This window comes from Actinomadura chokoriensis (assembly GCF_041463665.1).
Classification (GTDB): Bacteria; Actinomycetota; Actinomycetes; order Streptosporangiales; family Streptosporangiaceae; genus Spirillospora; species Spirillospora chokoriensis_A.
Genome location: NZ_JAXCEJ010000032.1, coordinates 1 through 17185 on the forward strand (window position 1 = coordinate 1; position 17185 = coordinate 17185).

General features: G+C 71.8%; 15 protein-coding genes. 8 read left to right on the forward strand and 7 right to left on the reverse strand.

All coding sequences use genetic code 11. From position 1 onward, the window contains the following. The coding region (locus tag SM418_RS33625) for an FGGY family carbohydrate kinase (RefSeq protein WP_371945526.1) at positions 1–200 on the reverse strand (200 nt) is incomplete at its 3' end. Between the two features lie 35 nt (positions 201–235). Continuing rightward, complete coding sequence (locus SM418_RS33630) at positions 236–1099, reverse strand: MIP/aquaporin family protein (RefSeq protein ID WP_371945527.1); 864 nt, start codon at positions 1097–1099, stop codon at positions 236–238. A 244-nt stretch (positions 1100–1343) separates the two neighbouring features. Between SM418_RS33630 and SM418_RS33635 the strand changes: the two genes are divergently transcribed. Continuing rightward, positions 1344–2111 carry an IclR family transcriptional regulator gene (locus tag SM418_RS33635; RefSeq protein ID WP_371945528.1) on the forward strand — a complete coding sequence of 256 codons (768 nt, stop codon included), beginning with the start codon at positions 1344–1346 and terminating at the stop codon, positions 2109–2111. Positions 2112–2180: 69 nt separating this feature from the next. Next, positions 2181–3707: a glycerol kinase GlpK gene (gene glpK / locus SM418_RS33640; RefSeq protein WP_371945529.1), complete on the forward strand. Its 1527-nt coding sequence runs from the start codon at positions 2181–2183 to the stop codon at positions 3705–3707. Here the strand turns inward: glpK and SM418_RS33645 are convergent. Further along, a complete protein-coding gene (locus SM418_RS33645; protein WP_371945530.1) occupies positions 3704–4855 on the reverse strand; it encodes an acyl-CoA dehydrogenase family protein in 1152 nt (383 codons plus the stop codon). The two genes, glpK and SM418_RS33645, sit on opposite strands and share 4 nt — an antisense overlap. 92 nt (positions 4856–4947) lie before the next feature. Here SM418_RS33645 and SM418_RS33650 point away from each other — a divergent pair, with 92 nt between their 5' ends. The 3 genes from SM418_RS33650 (at position 4948) to SM418_RS33660 (ending at position 7841) form a co-directional block, all read left to right on the forward strand. Then, the gene (locus tag SM418_RS33650; protein ID WP_371945531.1) at positions 4948–5643 is read left to right on the forward strand and encodes a GntR family transcriptional regulator; all 696 of its coding nucleotides are present in this window, start codon (positions 4948–4950) and stop codon (positions 5641–5643) included. 62 nt (positions 5644–5705) lie between these two features. Then, complete coding sequence (locus SM418_RS33655; RefSeq protein ID WP_371945532.1) at positions 5706–6881, forward strand: acyl-CoA dehydrogenase family protein; 1176 nt, start codon at positions 5706–5708, stop codon at positions 6879–6881. Between the two features lie 141 nt (positions 6882–7022). Then, positions 7023–7841 carry an SAM-dependent methyltransferase gene (locus tag SM418_RS33660; protein ID WP_371945533.1) on the forward strand — a complete coding sequence of 273 codons (819 nt, stop codon included), beginning with the start codon at positions 7023–7025 and terminating at the stop codon, positions 7839–7841. Positions 7842–7887: 46 nt separating this feature from the next. Here SM418_RS33660 and SM418_RS33665 read toward each other — a convergent pair whose 3' ends face one another. Genes SM418_RS33665 through SM418_RS33680 form a run of 4 tightly spaced genes read right to left on the reverse strand, consistent with a single transcriptional unit; the run spans position 7888 to position 11292 of the window. Next, positions 7888–8958: an NAD(P)H-dependent flavin oxidoreductase gene (locus SM418_RS33665; protein ID WP_371945534.1), complete on the reverse strand. Its 1071-nt coding sequence runs from the start codon at positions 8956–8958 to the stop codon at positions 7888–7890. Further along, positions 8958–9689 (reverse strand): CoA-transferase subunit beta, encoded by a 732-nt coding sequence (locus SM418_RS33670; RefSeq protein WP_371945535.1) that lies wholly within the window; start codon positions 9687–9689, stop codon positions 8958–8960. The genes SM418_RS33665 and SM418_RS33670 overlap by 1 nt, the downstream gene beginning before the upstream one ends. After that, complete coding sequence (locus SM418_RS33675; protein ID WP_371945536.1) at positions 9686–10549, reverse strand: CoA transferase subunit A; 864 nt, start codon at positions 10547–10549, stop codon at positions 9686–9688. Before SM418_RS33675 ends, SM418_RS33670 begins: the two co-directional genes overlap by 4 nt. Beyond that, a complete protein-coding gene (locus SM418_RS33680; RefSeq protein ID WP_371945537.1) occupies positions 10546–11292 on the reverse strand; it encodes an enoyl-CoA hydratase family protein in 747 nt (248 codons plus the stop codon). The genes SM418_RS33675 and SM418_RS33680 overlap by 4 nt, the downstream gene beginning before the upstream one ends. A 64-nt stretch (positions 11293–11356) precedes the next feature. On the opposite strand from SM418_RS33680, the gene SM418_RS33685 reads away from it, so the two are divergent. The 3 genes from SM418_RS33685 (at position 11357) to hrpA (ending at position 17146) form a co-directional block, all read left to right on the forward strand. Then, entirely contained in the window at positions 11357–12130 is a 774-nt protein-coding gene (locus tag SM418_RS33685; protein ID WP_371945538.1) for an SDR family oxidoreductase, read from the forward strand. Next, positions 12127–13035 (forward strand): SDR family oxidoreductase, encoded by a 909-nt coding sequence (locus SM418_RS33690; protein WP_371945539.1) that lies wholly within the window; start codon positions 12127–12129, stop codon positions 13033–13035. The genes SM418_RS33685 and SM418_RS33690 overlap by 4 nt, the downstream gene beginning before the upstream one ends. A 178-nt stretch (positions 13036–13213) precedes the next feature. Next, a complete protein-coding gene (gene hrpA, locus SM418_RS33695) occupies positions 13214–17146 on the forward strand; it encodes an ATP-dependent RNA helicase HrpA (RefSeq protein WP_371945540.1) in 3933 nt (1310 codons plus the stop codon). The last annotated feature ends 39 nt before the right edge of the window (positions 17147–17185 follow it).

Genomic DNA, 17185 nt, shown 5'->3' on the forward strand with positions numbered 1-17185 from the left:
TTCGCCTTGTTCAGCGTGGTCTCGACGACGGCGCGGGTCCGCTCCCAGATCTCGGTCGGGTTGTGCTCGACCCAGCCCGCCCGCGGCAGGATCTGCTCGTGCTCCAGCTGGTGGCGGGCGACCACCCCGCCGCCGTGATCGAAGATCATGAAACGGGTGCTGGTCGTGCCCTGGTCGAGGGCTCCGACGAAGTCGGCCATGCGCGCGGTCTCCTGGGACGAAGGGATGGGACGGGTCAAGCCGTCTCGTACTGCGGTTCGGGCTTGGCGATCTCCTGAGGACGCTCCTCCCCGGCGGGCAGGAACCGTCCTACCAGGGTCTTGTAGAGCCCGACGCCGAGGACGCCGCCGATCAGCGGCCCGACGATCGGGACCCAGAAGTACAGGTCGCCGTGCTGGTCCCGCCACGCGCCGCCGTATCCGGTGAGGAACGAGGCGAGCCGGGGCCCGAAGTCGCGCGCCGGGTTGATCGCGTAGCCGGCGTCGGTGCCGAACGCCATGCCGATCGCCACCACCAGCAGGCCGATCATGAACGGTGTGGTGTTGGCGAGCGGCGGGGCGTTGCGCGCGTCGGTCAGCGCCTTGATCACGAAGAGCAGGATGGCGGTGCCGATCACCTGGTCGCGGAACGCGCCCCAGGTGCCGACCGGGAGGGTCCCGTTGCCGGGCAGCGTTGAGAAGACGCCCTGCGTCTTGACGGTGTGGCCGGGGTCGACCTTGGCGAGCACCTCGCTGTAGTTCCAGCGGACGATCAGCGCCGCGACGAACGCCCCCGCGGTCTGCGCGGCGATGTAGGGCGCCGTCCTGCGCCAGGCGAACTCCCGGAACACGGCCAGGGCGACGGTGACGGCGGGGTTGAGATGGGCGCCGCTGATCCGCGCGGCGACGTAGACGCCGAGCGTGACACCGAGGCCCCAGGCCCAGGCGATGCTGTCGTGGTCGCCGATTCCGCCGCCGGCGACCTGCGCGACGACGCCGACGCCGAACAGGATGAGGATCATGGTGCCGGCGAACTCGGCCGCGAGCTCACCGGCGAGCGCGGGGATTCTGGGTCGTTCCGCGGTTCGTTCCGCGGTTGGTTCCGCGGTTGGTTCCGTCATGCGGACTCCTCGGAAGGCAGGGGGACGAGCCCTTGTGAGGCTGGTCGGACCGTAAGTCGGGACGGAACGGACGACAACGGGAGCGTGCCGACAATGTCGAACACTTTCCCCGATGCCCGGCGCCGGTTACCCTCCAGTCTGTGCACCAGATCACAGAATCGGGGCAGTTCGGGGCGCAAACAACGACGATTACGACGACTGCCGACATTGTCGGCAACCTGCCGGGCGAACTACCATCGGATCCATGCCCGGACCTGTGCAATCGATCGAGCGGGCCGCCGCGATCCTGCGCCTGCTCGCCGCGAGTTCGGGCCGCCTCGGGGTCGGCGAGATCGCCAGTTCCCTGGGCCTCGCCCGCGGCACGGCGCACGGCATCCTGCGCACCCTGGAGCGCGTCGGCTTCGTCGAGCAGGACGGCGGCACCGGCAAGTACCAGCTCGGCGCCGCGCTGCTTCATCTCGGCACCAGCTACCTGGACGTCAACGAGCTGCGCTCCCGCGCCATCAACTGGGCCGACGCGCTCGCCTCACGGAGCGGTGAGGCCGTCCGGATCGGGACGCTGCTGGAGGGCAAGGTCCTGGTCGTCCACCACGTGTTCCGCCCCGACGACACGCTTCAGGCGATGGACGTCGGCTCGCTGCTGCCGCTGCACGCCACCGCCCTCGGCAAGGCGCTGCTCGCCCATGACGCCAACGCGGCGGCGTCCATCCGCGACACCGTCCTCGAGTCCTACTGCCGGCGCACCATCACCGATCCGCGCGAGCTCGCACGGGCCGCCACCCGCGTGCGGGAGAACGGGTGGGCCGCCGAGACCGAGGAGCTGTCGATCGGCGAGGCCGGCATCGCCGCGCCGATCCGCGGCCACGGCGGACTGGTGGTCGGGGCCATCGGGATCTCGGGCGCGGTGGAGCGGATCTGCGACCCCCGCCGCCTCCCCGAGCCGCGGCTCGTGGCGTTCGTGCGGGATGCGGCCCGCGCCGTCTCCCGGGACCTCGGCGGCTCTCGCTGGTGATCCCGGCGCGCCGCCGCCCCCGTCCGGTGCCGGCCACCGGGAGGCGCTGCCAAGGGCGGGAGGCCGATCGTGACGGAACGTTACGTGATGTCGATCGACCAGGGCACGACCTCGACGCGGTGCATCCTGTTCGACCACGGCGGCCGGCTGGTGTCGGTGGCGCAGCGCGAGCACCGGCAGTACTTCCCGAGGCCCGGCTGGGTCGAGCACGACCCGGTGGAGATCTGGCGCAACCTTGAACGGATCGCTCCGGAAGCGCTCGCCCAGGCGGGCGTGACCGTGAACCAGGTCGCCGCCGTCGGGATCGCCAACCAGCGGGAGACGACCGTCCTGTGGGACCGGCTGACCGGCGTCCCGATCGGCCGCGCCATCGTGTGGCAGGACCTGCGCACCGGCGCCCTGGTGGACGAGCTCGGCCGTGCCCCCGGCGCCGCGCTGGTCGCCGAGCGCAGCGGGCTGCCCCTCGCCACCTACTTCTCCGCGCCGCGCATCCGCTGGCTCCTCGACCACACGCCCGGCCTGCGGGAGCGCGCCGAGCGCGGCGAGGTCCTGTTCGGCACGATGGAGAGCTGGCTGATCTGGAACCTCAGCGGCGGCGTGGACGGCGGCGTCCACGTCACGGACGTGACCAACGCCGGCCGCACCCTGCTGATGGACCTGCGCGCGCTGAGCTGGGACGACGGCCTGCTCCGCTTCTTCGGCGTGCCGCGGGCGATGCTGCCGGAGATCAGGTCGTCCACCGAGACCTACGGGACGGCCCGCCGCGTGTTCCCCGGGGTGCGGATCGGCGCCGCCCTCGGCGACCAGCAGGCCGCCCTGTTCGGACAGGCGTGCTTCGCCCCCGGCGAGACCAAGTGCACCTACGGGACGGGCGCGTTCCTGCTGATGAACACAGGCACCGCGCCGGTGAAGTCCGACAACGGGCTGCTCACCACCGTCGGCTACAAGATCGGCGACGAGCCCGCCGTGTACGCGCTCGAAGGCTCGATCGCGATCACCGGCGCGCTCGTCCAGTGGTTCCGGGACGGCCTAGGGCTGATCACCACCGCGCCGGAGATCGAGACCCTGGCCCGGTCGGTCGACGACAACGGCGGCTGCTACATCGTCCCCGCGTTCTCCGGGCTGTTCGCCCCGCACTGGCGCAGCGAGGCGCGCGGCGTCATCGTCGGCCTCACGTCCTACATCACGAAGGGCCACCTGGCGCGGGCCGTGCTGGAGGCGACCGGCTGGCAGACCCGCGAGGTCGTGGACGCGATGAACGCCGACTCCGGGCTCGGCCTGAAGGAGTTGAAGGCCGACGGCGGCATGACGTCCGACAACCTCGTCATGCAGATGGTCGCGGACGTGCTGAACGTGCCGGTGGAGCGGCCGATGGTGGTCGAGACGGTGTCGCTCGGCGCCGCCTACGCCGCCGGGCTCGCCGTCGGCTACTGGTCGGGGCTCGAGGGGCTGCGGCGCAACTGGCACCGGGCCGCCCGCTGGGTCCCGGCGATGGAGCCGGCGCGGCGCGACGCCGAGTACGGCAACTGGAAACGCGCGGTGGAGCGGACGTTCGACTGGATCCGCGCCGGCGAGGACCCGGCGTCCGCGCCCTAGATCCGGTTCCGCTCGACGAGCTGCCTGACGATCACGTTGCGCTGGATCTCGTTCGTCCCCTCGCCGACGATCATCAGCGGGGCGTCGCGGAAGTAGCGCTCGATGTCGAACTCGGTGGAGTAGCCGGCCGCGCCGTGGATGCGGACCGCGTCGAGCGTGATCTGCATGGCCGCCTCCGACGCGTACAGCTTGGCCATGCCCGCCTCCATGTCACAGCGCTCGCCCGCGTCGAGGCGGTGGGCGGCGTCGAGGGTGAGCAGCCGCGCGGCGCGCAGCCGCGTCGCCATGTCGGCCAGGTAGTTGCCGATCGACTGGTGCTGCCAGATCGGCTTGCCGAACGCCTCGCGCTCCTGGGCGTAGCGGAGGGAGTCCTCAAGGGCGGCGCGTCCGACGCCGAGGGCGCGAGCCGCGACCTGGATGCGGCCCACTTCGAGACCGCGCATCATCTGGGCGAAGCCGCGTCCCTCCTCGCCGCCGAGCAGCGCGTCGAGCGGCGCCTCGTAACCGTCGAAGGACAGCTCGCAGCTCTCCACGCCCTTGTAGCCGAGCTTCGGCAGGTCGCGGGAGACGGTCAGGCCGGGGCCGTGCTCGACCAGCAGGATGCTGATGCCCCGGTGCCGCGGGGACGCCCGCGGGTCCGTCTTGCACATCAGCGCGATGAGGCCCGACATCCGGGCGTTGGTGATCCACATCTTGGCGCCGTCGACGATGTACCGGTCGCCGTCCCGCCGCGCGGTCGTGCCCATCGCCTGCAGGTCGGAGCCGCCGGACGGCTCGGTGAGCGCCATCGTGGCGCGCAGCTCGCCGGTCGCCATGCGCGGGAGGTAGCGGGCCTTCTGCTCCTCGGTGCCGAACACGGCGAGCAGGTGCGAGACGACGGTGTGGCCGCCGAACGCGCCCGCGATGGTCATCCAGCCGCGCGCCAGCTCCTCGGTGACGAGCGCGTAGCACGCCTTCGACACGGCGGACTCGCCGTACGGCTCGGGCACCGCGAGCCCGTAGACCCCGAGTTCCTTCATCCGGTCGATGAGGCGGCCGGGGTAGGCTCCCGCGTGCTCCAGGTCCCGGGCGATCGGGCGGACCTCCCTGTCGACGAAGTCCGCGACGACCTCGACGATGGCGCGCTCCTCGTCGCTGAGCGTGAACACGGCGGCTCCGCCTCCTCCCGCACCGGGCGATCTCTCATATATTTGATTTGAAAATACACACACCCGACCCGCGCACGCGCACGGGGGAGACGATGACCGTTGCCCGTTCCGGCGGCCCGGCCCTCGGCAGACGCCGCCAGCTGAGCGACGAGGTGGCCGCCCACGTCCGCGACCTCATCATGTCGGGACAGGTGAGGCACGGCGAGTTCCTCCGCCTGGAGCGGATCGCCGAGGACCTCGGGATCAGCGTCACCCCCGTCCGGGAGGCCCTGCTCTCGCTGCGCGGCGAGGGCTTCGTCACCCTGGAGCCGCGGCGCGGGTTCATGCCGGCGCCGCTGGCCCGGCAGGACGTCCAGGACCTGTTCGAGGCCCAGGCCTACTTCGCCGGCGAGCTTGCGGCCCGCGCCGCCGGCAAGCTCACCGAGCCGGAGCTGGACTCCCTCGCCCGGACGCAGACGCTGCTGGAGGAGGCGTTCGAGGCCGGCGACTCGGCCGGCGTCGAACGCGCCAACCACCAGTTCCACCGGCTGATCAACCTGTGCGCCGGGGCCCCGAAGCTGGCCTGGCTGCTGCAGACCGCGGTCCGCTACGCGCCGCGCAGGTTCTACGCGAGCATCGACGGCTGGACCCGCGCGTCGGTCGACGACCACCATCTCGTCCTCGCGGCGCTGCGGGCCGGGGACGCGGGAGCCGCGCGGCAGGCGATGCGCGCCCACATCCGGCACGCGGGCACGCTCCTGGCCGTCCACCTGGAGGCACAGGGCTTCTGGGATACCCCGCCGGGGTGATGCCGCCCGCGGGCCGCCGTATCGTATAAAAAATTTCGGTGGGGCCGGCCGGAGGAGCGGGAGTGAGCAGGCTGCAGCAGACGCACGGGCTGTCGGACGAGCAGCGGGAGATCATCGCGACGGTCCGCGCGTTCGTCGACAAGGAGATCCTTCCTGTCGCGACCGCCCTGGAGCACGCCGACGAGTACCCGCAGGCGATCGTGGACGGCATGAAGGACCTCGGGCTCTTCGGCCTGATGATCGGCGAGGAGCACGGCGGGCTCGGCGCGTCGCTGCTCACGTACGCGCTGGTCGTGGAGGAGCTGTCGCGCGGCTGGATGAGCGTGTCCGGCATCGTCAACACCCACTTCATCGTCGCCTGGATGATCACCCACCACGGGACGGCCGAACAGCGGGCGCACTACCTGCCGAAGATGGCCACGGGGGAGATCCGGGGCGCGTTCTCGATGTCGGAGCCCGGCTGCGGCTCCGACGTGTCCGCGATCACGACCCGCGCCGTCCCGGACGGCGACGACTACGTGATCGACGGCCAGAAGATGTGGCTGACGAACGGCGGCTCGGCCAACCTCGTCGCGACGCTCGTCAAGACCGACCCCGAAGCGGGCCACCGGGGCATGACCACGTTCCTCATCGACAAGACCCCCGGCTACGGTGAGGTCGCGCCCGGCCTCACCGTCCCCGGCAAGATCGAGAAGATGGGCTACAAGGGCGTCGACACCACCGAGCTGATCTTCGACGCGTACCGCGTCCCGTCGGCGCGGATCCTCGGCGGCACACCGGGCCGGGGCTTCTACCAGATGATGGACGGCGTCGAGGTGGGCCGCGTCAACGTGGCGGCGCGCGGGTGCGGCGTCGCGAAGCGCGCCTACGAGCTGGCCCTCGGCTACGCGCGGCAACGCGAGACGTTCGGCAGGCCCATCGCCGAGCACCAGGCCGTCCTGTTCCGCCTGGCAGAGATGGCCACCAAGGTCGAGGCCGCCCACCAGATGATGGTGATGGCGGCGCGGCGCAAGGACTCCGGCGAGCGCAACGACCTCGAGGCCGGCATGGCGAAGTACCTGGCCAGCGAGTACTGCAAGGAGGTCGTGGAGGACGCGTTCCGCATCCACGGCGGCTACGCCTACTCCAAGGAGTACGAGGTCGAGCGCCTCTACCGGGAGGCCCCGATGCTGCTGATCGGCGAGGGCACCGCGGACATCCAGAAGATGATCATCGGCCGCCGCCTGCTGGAGGACTGACCGGGCCGCGGTCCCCGCGTCCCCGCGTCCGCACGCGCGGACTCGGCGCGGGAGAATCCCGCTGACCGGATGATCGGAAAGGTGATCGGAAGGGCCTTTCCTATGATTCGATCTCTCTGGGCAGTCGAGAGAGGTGGACATGTGAGCAGTGACGAGCGGGTGCCGGCGGGCGTCGACCCGAGCGTGCCGAGCGTCGCGCGGATGTACGACTACTACCTGGGCGGCAAGGACAACTACCTCGCCGACCGGGAGGCCGCGGACCGGGTCATCACCATCAGCAGGGAGGTCGGCAACGACGTCAGGCTGGCGGCCCGCGCCAACCGCGCCTTTCTCGGCCGGGCCGTGGGAATGCTGGCGGAGCTGGGCATCCGGCAGTTCCTCGACATCGGCACCGGCCTGCCCACCCAGGAGAACGTGCACCAGGTCGTGCTGCGCAGCGCACCCGACGCGCAGATCGTCTACGTCGACAGCGACCCGATCGTGCTCGTCCACGCGCGGGCGCTCCTCGCGGACAACCCGCAGACCACGGTTCTGGAGGGCGACCTGCGCGACCCGGACGCGCTGCTCGCCGACCCCGCGCTGCGCACCCGGATCGACTTCGACCAGCCGGTCGCCCTGATCCTGTGCGCCATCGTGCAGTTCATCTCCGACGACGCGGAGGCCGCGCGGATCGTCGGCCGGCTGTGCGAGGGCCTGCCGTCCGGAAGCCACCTGGTCATCTCGCACGTCTTCCCGGGCGAGGGGCACGACGAGGAGCTCGCGGAGGTCGACGGCGTCTACAGCCGGACCACGGCGGGGAACTTCACGCTGCGCAGCCGGGCGCAGATCGGCTCGCTGTTCGCGGGCACCGAAATGCTGCCGCCCGGCCTGACCCCCGTCGAGGACTGGCGGCCGGGCGGCGGCGGGGACTTCGACTTCGCCAGGCCGACCTACCTCGGCGCGGTCGGCCGCGTTCCCTGACCCGGCCGCGTTCCCTGACCCGGCCGGGTCCCTCGGAACGGCCGGGTCACTCCGCCGGGCGCACCAGGCACGAGCCCTGCGCGGCGATCGCGTCGGCGGTCTGCTTCACGATGCCGTCGATCAGCTCACCGCAGGTGGGCAGGTCGTCGATGACGCCGACCACCTGGCCGGACGCCATCACGCCGAGGTCGGGGCGCCCGTCCACCATGGCAGCCTTCAGCAGCATCGGCGTGTTGGCCGCCATCAGCACCTGCGACCACGACAGGTCCTTGCCGTGCTTCATCGCCTTCCCGTCGGCGATCATCGCGCGCCACGACATCCCGGACAGCTTCTTGAACCGGGCGCCGTTGCGCACCGCCCGGACGAGCCCGCCGACGCGGCCGGAGCTCTCCAGGGTGTCGACCAGCTCGCTGCGCAGCACCCGGTGCGGCATGCCGTCCACCTGCCGCGTCACCACGGTCTCGCCGGTCTTCAGGTAGACCTGCTTGACCGAGTCCGGCACCGAACTGTCGGAGGTCAGCAGGAAGCGGGTGCCCATCGCGACGCCGGCCGCCCCGTAGGCGAGCGCGGCGGCGAGGCCGCGCCCGTCGAAGAAGCCGCCGGCCGCGATGACCGGGATGTCGACCGCGTCCACGACCTGCGGCAGCAGCAGGGTGGTGGCGACGGCGCCGGTGTGGCCGCCGCCCTCGCCGCCCTGGACGAGCACGGCGTCGGCGCCCCAGCCGGCGACCTTCTCCGCGTGCCGCCGCGCGCCGACGGACGGGATCACGACGAGCCCGGCGTCCTTCAGCTTGGCGATCAGCTCCTTCTTCGGGGCCAGCGCGAACGAGGCGACCTTCACGCCCTCCTTGATCAGGAGGTCGATGCGGTCGCCCGCGTCCCCGGCGTCGGCCCGCAGGTTGACCCCGAACGGAGCGTCCGTGCGCTCCTTGACCTCGCGGATCGCGTCCGCGAGCTGGTCCAGGGTCATCGTCGCCGACGCGAGGATCCCGAGCCCGCCGGCGTTCGCCACGGCCGTCACGAGCTTCGGTCCGGCCACCCATCCCATGCCGGTCTGGACGACCGGGTGCCGCACGCCCGTGAGCCGGGTCAGCGGTGTATCGAGCACCTGCTCCATCAGGACGGGACCTCCCGCTCGCGCAGGCCCTTCGGGTCGAGCACCTCGCGCATGATCCGCAGTTCGGTGTCGTCCGGCAGCCGCGTCTCGGGCACCTCGTCCGGGACGGCGAGCTCGAAGCCGGTGGCGGCCACCACGTCCTCGGCGCTCACGCCCGGGTGGACGGAGCGCAGCCGCATCCGCCGGTCCGGGGTGTCGAAGTCGAGGACCGCGAGGTTGGTCACCACGGCGCGGATCTCGTGCGCGCCCCGGTCCCAGCCGACGCCGCTGACCATGTCGACCTTCTCGGTGAACACCCGCGTCGAGTGCTTCGGCACCCAGTAGCTCGTCGGGTTCAGCAACGTGTTGCCGGGCCCGCCGCGCACCCCGAGGAGCTGCCGGGCGGGCCGCTCCCAGTCGCCGATGCACGAGATGTTGGTGTTGCCGTGCGCGTCGATCTGGCTCGGCCCCATCACCACGTGCCGCCGCCCGTTCAGGACGAGCCACAGGTGGTCGCGGAACGGCAGCCAGCCCTCGACCGTCGCCGCGGACGAGCCGAGCGGCACCGGCTCGGCGCTGAGCGACGGCCCGCCGTCGGTGGTCAGCAGGTCGGGCGCGAACGTGGACCGCGCCAGCCGGGACCCCAGCATCGGCACGAACCCGGCCACCGCCGCCGCGACGATTTCCCCGTCGCCCCGGAACAGGTCGGCGCACGCCGCCGCGCACACCTCCGCACGCGTGATGTCGCTCATCGGTTCTCCTCCCGCCAGACCCGGACGGCGTCCTGGTAGGCGGCCTCGTCGCCGGACAGGAACCGGCCGGTGAACGCCGCCCACTTCTCCGGGTCGGCCGCCGACTGCGCGTAGAGCCTCTGGAACTTCTCGTCCCGCCCGAAGTCGGGCACGCAGTCGGTGAAGTGCGCCCCGTTCGGCGTCTCGACGACGCCCGCGACGTGCGACCGGCTGATCAGCATCGACTGCACCGGCCCCTCCTTGGCGAAGTCGGCCGTGTCGACGAGCCGCTCGCACGATACGTACGTGCGGCCGGCGGCCTTGGCGAACAGGTCGTCCATGTAGGGGTCGGGGCCGAGGTACTGGGCGTTGCCGCGCGCGTCCGCACGGTTCATGTGGACCAGCGCCACGTCCATCTTGAGGGCCGGGACGGCGACGAGCTCGGTCGCGTCCTCGTACGGCGACCGGATCGTCCTCAGCTCCGGGTTGACCTTCAGGACGTCCGAGCCGAGCCCGACCGGGGTGGGCAGGAACGGCAGGCCGTGCGCCGCCGCGTACAGCCCGAACATGAACATGCCCTCGTCGTACTCGGTCAGCTCGATCGTCCCGGACTCCCGCGCCTGCCGGAAGTGCGGCTCCAGCGGGATCGAGTCCATTGTCACGAACGCGGTGACCAGCCGCCGGATCTTGCCGGCCGCGCACAGCAGCCCCACGTCCGGGCCCCCGTACGTCACCACCGTCAGGTCGGTGACGGGGGAGCGGAGGATGGCGCGGACGAGGGCCATCGGCTTGCGCCGCGACCCCCAGCCGCCGATCCCGACCGTCATGCCGCTCTCCAGCGAGGCGGCGACCTCGTCCGGCGACATCACCTTGCTGCTCATTTCGCCCCCTTCGCGACGAAGGCGTCACGGTGCTCGTCGCCGGCGCCGACCAGGTTGAGCTCGAAGGTGAAGCCCTGCTCGTAGCGGTAGCTGCGCTTGACGTCGATCGGGTCGATGCCGTTCAGCGACTCCTTGGCCCGCCGGATGACGTAGCGGTCCTTGGCGGCGATGTTCGCGGCGACCTCCATGGCCTTGGCGCGCAGCTCGTCCGCCGGGACGACCTCCAGCACCGAGCCGTGGTGGTGCAGCTCCTCCGCCGTGACGCTGCGGCACGTGTAGACCATCGCGCGCATCAGGTGCTGCGGGACGAGCCGGGCCAGATGGGTCGCGGCGCCGAGGGCGCCCCGGTCCACCTCCGGCAGGCCGAAGTAGGCGTCCTGCGAGGCGATCACGATGTCGGCGTTGCCGGCCAGCCCGATCCCGCCGCCCAGGCAGAAGCCGTGGACCGCGGCGACGACCGGGACCTCGCAGTCGTAGACGGCCGCGAACGCCGCGTAACAGCCGCGGTTCGCGCCGACGAGGGCGGTGTGGCCCTCGCTGTTCTGCATCTCCTTGATGTCGACGCCCGCGTTGAAGCCCCGGCCCTCGGCCCGGAGCACGACCGCGCCGACCTCGGGGTCGCGGCCCGCCGCGAGCACCGCGTCGGCCAGCTCGTACCAGCCCGCGACGGTCAGTGCGTTGACCGGCGGCGCGTCCACGACGATCTCGGCGACCCCGTCCAGGGTCGTGGTGGAGACTCCCATGCGCTACCTTTCCACCAAACATTTGTTAGAACAGAAGGTAGCAGAGGTGCACAGAGGAGGCGGAATGTCACTGACGCTCGACCTGGCCGGCAGGACCGCCGTGGTCACCGGCGGCGTGCGCGGGGTCGGGGCCGGGATCAGCCGCGCCCTGCTGGAGGCGGGCGCCGACGTCGTCGCGGTCGCCCGGCGCGAGCCCGATTCGCTGCCCGAGGCGGGCGGGCGGACGGCGCGGTTCGCGTCGCTGGACGTGCGCGACCCGGACGCCGCGCAGGCGTTCGCCGACGGGCTGGACCGCGTCGACGTGCTGGTCAACAACGCGGGCGGCGGTCCTTACCTGCCGCTCGCCGAGGGCGAGCTGCGCACCCATCTCAAGATCATTGAGCTGAACCTGACCTCCGCGCTGATCATGGCCCGGGTGCTCCAGCCGAAGATCCTGGAGGCGGGCGGCGGCTCGGTCATCAACATCGGGAGCGTGAGCGGGGTGCGGCCCTCGCCCGGCACCTCCGCCTACGGCGCCGCGAAGGCCGGCCTGCACGGCCTGACCCAGTCCCTGGCCGTCGAGTGGGCGCCGCACATCCGGGTCAACACGCTGATCCTCGGGATGGTCCGCACCGAACTGGCGCACCTGCACTACGGGGACGAGGACGGCGTCGCCGCGATCGGGCGGACCGTCCCGCTCGGCCGGCTCGCCGACCCCTACGAGATCGGCACCGCCTGCGCCTTCCTGGCATCCGACCTGGCGTCCTACGTCACCGGCGCGTCGATGCTGGTCCACGGCGGGGGAGAGCGCCCCGCCTTCCTGGACGCCGCCACCGTCAACAAGGAGGAATCGCGATGATCTGCAAGGACCGGGTGGTCGCCGTCACCGGCGCCGGACGCGGGCTCGGCCGCGCGCACGCGCTGGAGTTCGCCCGCGAGGGCGCCCTCGTCGTCGTCAACGACCTGGGCGTGGCGCGGGACGGCACCGGCGACGCCTCCGGGGGGCCCGCGCACGACGTCGTCCGGGAGATCGAGGCGCTCGGCGGCAGGGCGGTCGCCAGCACCGATGACATCGCCACCGACGAGGGCGCCGCCGCACTGGTCGCCGCGGCGATCGACGCGTTCGGGCGGCTGGACGTCCTCGTCAACAACGCCGGGTTCCTGCGCGACCGCATGCTGATCAACCTGGGCGAGGACGAGTGGGACGCCGTCATGCGCGTCCACCTCAAGGGCCACTTCCTGCCGCTCAAGCACGCCGGACGCCACTGGCGCGCCGAGAGCAAGGCGGGCCGGCCCGTCGACGCCCGCGTCATCAACACCTCCTCCGGCGCCGGGCTGCTCGGCAGCGTCGGCCAGGGCAACTACTCCGCCGCCAAGGCCGGGATCGTCGGGCTGACCCTCGTCGCGTCCGCCGAACTCGGCCGCTACGGCGTGACCGTCAACGCGATCGCGCCCGCAGCCCGCACCCGGATGACCGAGGAGGTCTTCGCGCAGACGATGGCGGCCCCCGCGGAGGGCGAGTTCGACGCGATGGCACCCGAGAACGTCTCGCCGCTCGTCGTCTGGCTCGGATCGGCCGGGTCCCGCGACGTGACGGGCCGGGTCTTCGAAGCCGAGGGCGGCAAGATCTGCGTGATGGACGCCTTCCGGCACGGCCCCACGGCCGACAAGGGCGCCAAGTGGGAACCGGCCGAGGTCGGCGACGTCGTCAAGGACCTCCTGGCGAAGGCCCCCGCGCCCGAGCCCGTCTACGGCGCGGGCTGACCGCGCCCCGGGGCCGGCGCGGCGTCCGGCGGCGGCCCCGGCGCGGAATGCGGCCAGGGCAGGGAGCGTTGTAGCCGCCGGAAAATGGATCGCGTCGCATGGGGCGTTCCGGCTACGGTGCGAAGGTTTGTGGGGTGAGCGGGACCGGGGGCCCGGAACCTTATCCTTGTCGATGGTTATGGGGACGAGTTTGGAATCGCCGCTCGCCGGCCTGCGCGCGCGCCTGCCACAGCTGATGCTGCGCGACCAGCACCGGCTGCGCCGCCGGATCGACGGTGTGCAGAAGACGCGGGACGCCGCGCGCCGCGCGAAGGCCGCCGAGGAGATCACCGCCGACGTCGAGGCCGCCGAGCGGCGCGTCGAGCGGCGGCGCCTCGCCGTGCCCGCGATCACCTACCCGACCGAGCTGCCCGTCGCGCAGAAGAAGGACGACATCCTCGATGCGGTCCGCGACCACCAGGTCGTGATCGTCGCGGGCGAGACGGGGTCCGGCAAGACCACCCAGATCCCCAAGATCTGCCTGGAGCTGGGCCGGGGCGTGCTCGGCTCGATCGGGCACACCCAACCGCGGCGGCTGGCGGCGCGGACGGTCGCCGACCGCATCGCCGAGGAGCTCGGCACCGGGCTCGGCGACGCCGTCGGCTACAAGGTGCGCTTCACCGACCGGTCCAGCGACGACACGCTCGTCAAGCTGATGACCGACGGCATCCTGCTCGCCGAGATCCAGACCGACCGGCTGCTCCGCCAGTACGACACGCTGATCATCGACGAGGCGCACGAGCGCAGCCTCAACATCGACTTCCTGCTCGGCTACGTCAAGGAGATCCTGCCGCGGCGTCCCGACCTCAAGGTGATCATCACCTCGGCGACGATCGACCCCGAGCGGTTCTCGCAGCACTTCGGGAACGCGCCCATCGTGGAGGTGTCGGGGCGCACCTATCCGGTGGAGGTCCGGTACCGGCCCGTCACCGACCCCGACGACCCGTCCGCCGACCCCGACCGCGACCAGATCCAGGCGATCACCGACGCGGTGGACGAGCTGGGCCGCGAGGCTCCGGGCGACGTGCTGGTGTTCCTCAGCGGCGAGCGGGAGATCCGCGACACCGCCGACGCGCTGACCAAGCACTTCACGCGGCGCAAGAGCGCCACCGAGGTGCTGCCGCTGTACGCGCGGCTGTCGGCCGCCGAGCAGCACCGGGTGTTCCAGCCGCACCGCGGGCGGCGCGTCGTGCTCGCCACGAACGTGGCCGAGACGTCGCTGACCGTTCCCGGCATCAAGTACGTCGTCGACCCCGGCACCGCCCGCATCTCCCGCTACAGCCACCGGCTGAAGGTGCAGCGGCTCCCGATCGAGCCGGTGTCGCAGGCCTCGGCGAACCAGCGCAAGGGACGCTGCGGACGCGTCTCCGAGGGCGTGTGCATCCGGCTGTACTCCGAGGAGGACTTCGAGTCCCGCCCGGAGTTCACCGACCCGGAGATCCTGCGCACGAACCTCGCGTCGGTCATCCTGCAGATGACCTCGCTCGGCCTCGGCGACATCGCCGCGTTCCCGTTCGTGGAGCCGCCGGACCGCCGCAACGTCAAGGCCGGCGTCGACCTGCTGCACGAGCTGGGCGCGATCGACCCGGCCGAGAAGGACCCGCGCAAGCGCCTCACCCCGCTCGGCCGCCGCCTCGCCCAGCTTCCCGTCGACCCGCGGCTCGCCCGCATGGTGCTGGAGGCCGACAGGAACGGCTGCGTGCGCGAGGTCCTCGTCATCGCGTCGGCGCTGTCCATCCAGGACCCGCGCGAACGTCCGGCCGAACACCAGCAGGCGGCCGACGACAGGCACCGCCGGTTCGCCGACCCCACCTCCGACTTCCTCGCCTACCTGAACCTGTGGAACTACCTGCGCGAGCAGCAGAAGGAGCTGTCGGGCAGCGCGTTCCGCCGGATGTGCAAGAACGAGTTCCTGCACTTCCTGCGCGTCCGGGAATGGCAGGACCTGCACGGCCAGCTCAAGCAGGTCGCCAAGTCGCTCGGCGTCACGCTCAACACCGCCGACGCGCCGCCCGACCGCATCCACACCTCGCTGCTCGCGGGCCTCCTGTCGCACATCGGGCTCATCGACGCCGAGAAGAAGGACAAGCAGCGCCGGGGCCAGGAGTACCTCGGCGCGCGCGGCGCCCGGTTCGCCGTGTTCCCCGGATCCTCGCTGTTCAAGAAGCCGCCGCGCTGGGTCATGTCGGCGGAGCTGGTCGAGACGTCCCGGCTCTGGGGACGGGTCAACGCCAAGATCGAGCCCGACTGGATCGAGCCGCTCGCGCAGCACCTCGTCAAGCGCGCCTACAGCGAGCCGCACTGGTCGAAGAAGCAGGCGGCGGTGATGGCGCGCGAGAAGGTCACCCTCTACGGGGTGCCGATCGTCGCCGACCGCCCCGTCAACTACGGCCGCATCGACCCGGCGCTGTCCCGCGAGCTGTTCATCCGGCACGCGCTGGTCGAGGGCGACTGGGAGACCCGCCACCGCTTCTTCCACGACAACCGCGCCCTGCTGGACGAGGTCGAGGAGCTGGAGCACCGCGCCCGGCGCCGCGACATCCTGGTCGACGACGAGACCCTCTTCGACTTCTACGACGAGCGGATCCCCGAGGACGTCGTCTCGGGGCGGCACTTCGACTCCTGGTGGAAGAAGGCGCGGCACTCCGACCCCGACCTGCTCGGGTTCGAGAAGTCGATGCTCATCAACGAGACCGCGGGCGGGGTCAGCGAGTCCGACTACCCGGACGTGTGGAAGCAGGGCCCGCTGCGCCTGCGCCTCACCTACCAGTTCGAGCCCGGCGCCGACGCCGACGGCGTGACCGTGCACATCCCCGTCCAGGTACTCAACCAGGTCCGTCCGGACGGGTTCGAGTGGCAGGTGCCGGGCCTGCGCGCCGAGCTGGTCACCGAGCTGATCCGGTCGCTGCCGAAGCAGCTGCGCGTGAACTTCGTCCCGGCGCCCGACTACGCCCGCAAGGTCCTCGACCGCGTCGCGCCGCGCACCGAGCCGCTGCTGGACGCGCTGGAACGCGAACTGACCGCGATGACGAGCGTCCCCCTCGCCCGGGAGGCGTGGGACACCTCACGGCTGCCCGCCCACCTGCGCATCACGTTCCGCGTCGTGGACGACCGGGGCCGCACCCTCGGCGAGGGCACCGGCCTGGACGAGCTGAAACGCCGACTCGCCGGCCAGGTGCGCGGGACGCTGTCGAAGGCCGCGTCCACGATCGAGCGCTCCGGCCTCACCGGGTGGACGATCGGGGAGCTGCCCCGCACCTACGAGCAGAAGCAGAACGGCTACGACGTCAAGGCGTACCCGGCGCTCACCGACGAGGGCGACACGGTCGCCGTCCGCATGTACGAGACGGAGGCCGAGCAGCGCAGCGCCATGTGGCTCGGAACGCGCCGGCTGGTCCTGCTGAACGCACCGTCACCGGTCAAGCTCATCCAGGGCCGCCTGACCAACAAGGGCAAGCTGGCGCTCAGCCACAACCCGCACGGCTCCGTCGCGGCGCTGTTCGACGACTGCGTCACCGCCGCCGCCGACCGGCTCATCGCCGAGGCGGGCGGGCCCGCCTGGGACGAGGACGGCTTCCGCGTCCTGTACGACCGCGTCCGCGCCGACCTGCACGACGCGACGGCCCAGATCGTCGCTCTGGTCGAGCGGATCCTGGCCGACGCCCACGAGGTCGACCGGCGGCTGCGCGGCACGACGAGCCTCACGCTCGTCCCCGCGCTGACCGACGTCCGCGGCCATCTCGGCGCGCTGATCCAGCCCGGTTTCGTCACCGCGACGGGCTGGGCGCGGCTGGCCGACCTGCCCCGCTACCTGCGCGCCCTCCAGATCAGGCTCGACAAGCTCCCGGAGAACCCGGGACGCGACCGGATGCTCGCGCACCAGGTCGACGTCCTGAAGCAGGAGTACGAGCAGACGCTGCGCCGCCTGCATCCGTCCCGCCGCGAGGAGGAGCCGCCCCGGCAGATCCGCTGGATGCTGGAGGAACTGCGCGTCAGCCTCTTCGCCCAGCAGCTCGGGACCCGCTTCCCCGTCTCCGACAAGCGCATCCGCAAGGCGATGGCCCAGCTCTGACCGGAGCGCGCAGGTCCGCCGGACGGGCGCGAGCTTCAC

What these genes read in the sequence shown, in the direction of transcription:
- SM418_RS33630 (WP_371945527.1), bottom strand. Translation starts at nt 1,099, where the DNA reads ATGACGGAACCAACCGCGGAACCAACCGCGGAACGAACCGCGGAACGA.
- SM418_RS33635 (WP_371945528.1), top strand. Translation starts at nt 1,344, where the DNA reads ATGCCCGGACCTGTGCAATCGATCGAGCGGGCCGCCGCGATCCTGCGC.
- SM418_RS33650 (WP_371945531.1), top strand. Translation starts at nt 4,948, where the DNA reads ATGACCGTTGCCCGTTCCGGCGGCCCGGCCCTCGGCAGACGCCGCCAG.
- SM418_RS33665 (WP_371945534.1), bottom strand. Translation starts at nt 8,958, where the DNA reads ATGGAGCAGGTGCTCGATACACCGCTGACCCGGCTCACGGGCGTGCGG.
- SM418_RS33670 (WP_371945535.1), bottom strand. Translation starts at nt 9,689, where the DNA reads ATGAGCGACATCACGCGTGCGGAGGTGTGCGCGGCGGCGTGCGCCGAC.
- SM418_RS33675 (WP_371945536.1), bottom strand. Translation starts at nt 10,549, where the DNA reads ATGAGCAGCAAGGTGATGTCGCCGGACGAGGTCGCCGCCTCGCTGGAG.
- SM418_RS33680 (WP_371945537.1), bottom strand. Translation starts at nt 11,292, where the DNA reads ATGGGAGTCTCCACCACGACCCTGGACGGGGTCGCCGAGATCGTCGTG.
- SM418_RS33685 (WP_371945538.1), top strand. Translation starts at nt 11,357, where the DNA reads ATGTCACTGACGCTCGACCTGGCCGGCAGGACCGCCGTGGTCACCGGC.
- SM418_RS33690 (WP_371945539.1), top strand. Translation starts at nt 12,127, where the DNA reads ATGATCTGCAAGGACCGGGTGGTCGCCGTCACCGGCGCCGGACGCGGG.
- hrpA (WP_371945540.1), top strand. Translation starts at nt 13,214, where the DNA reads ATGGGGACGAGTTTGGAATCGCCGCTCGCCGGCCTGCGCGCGCGCCTG.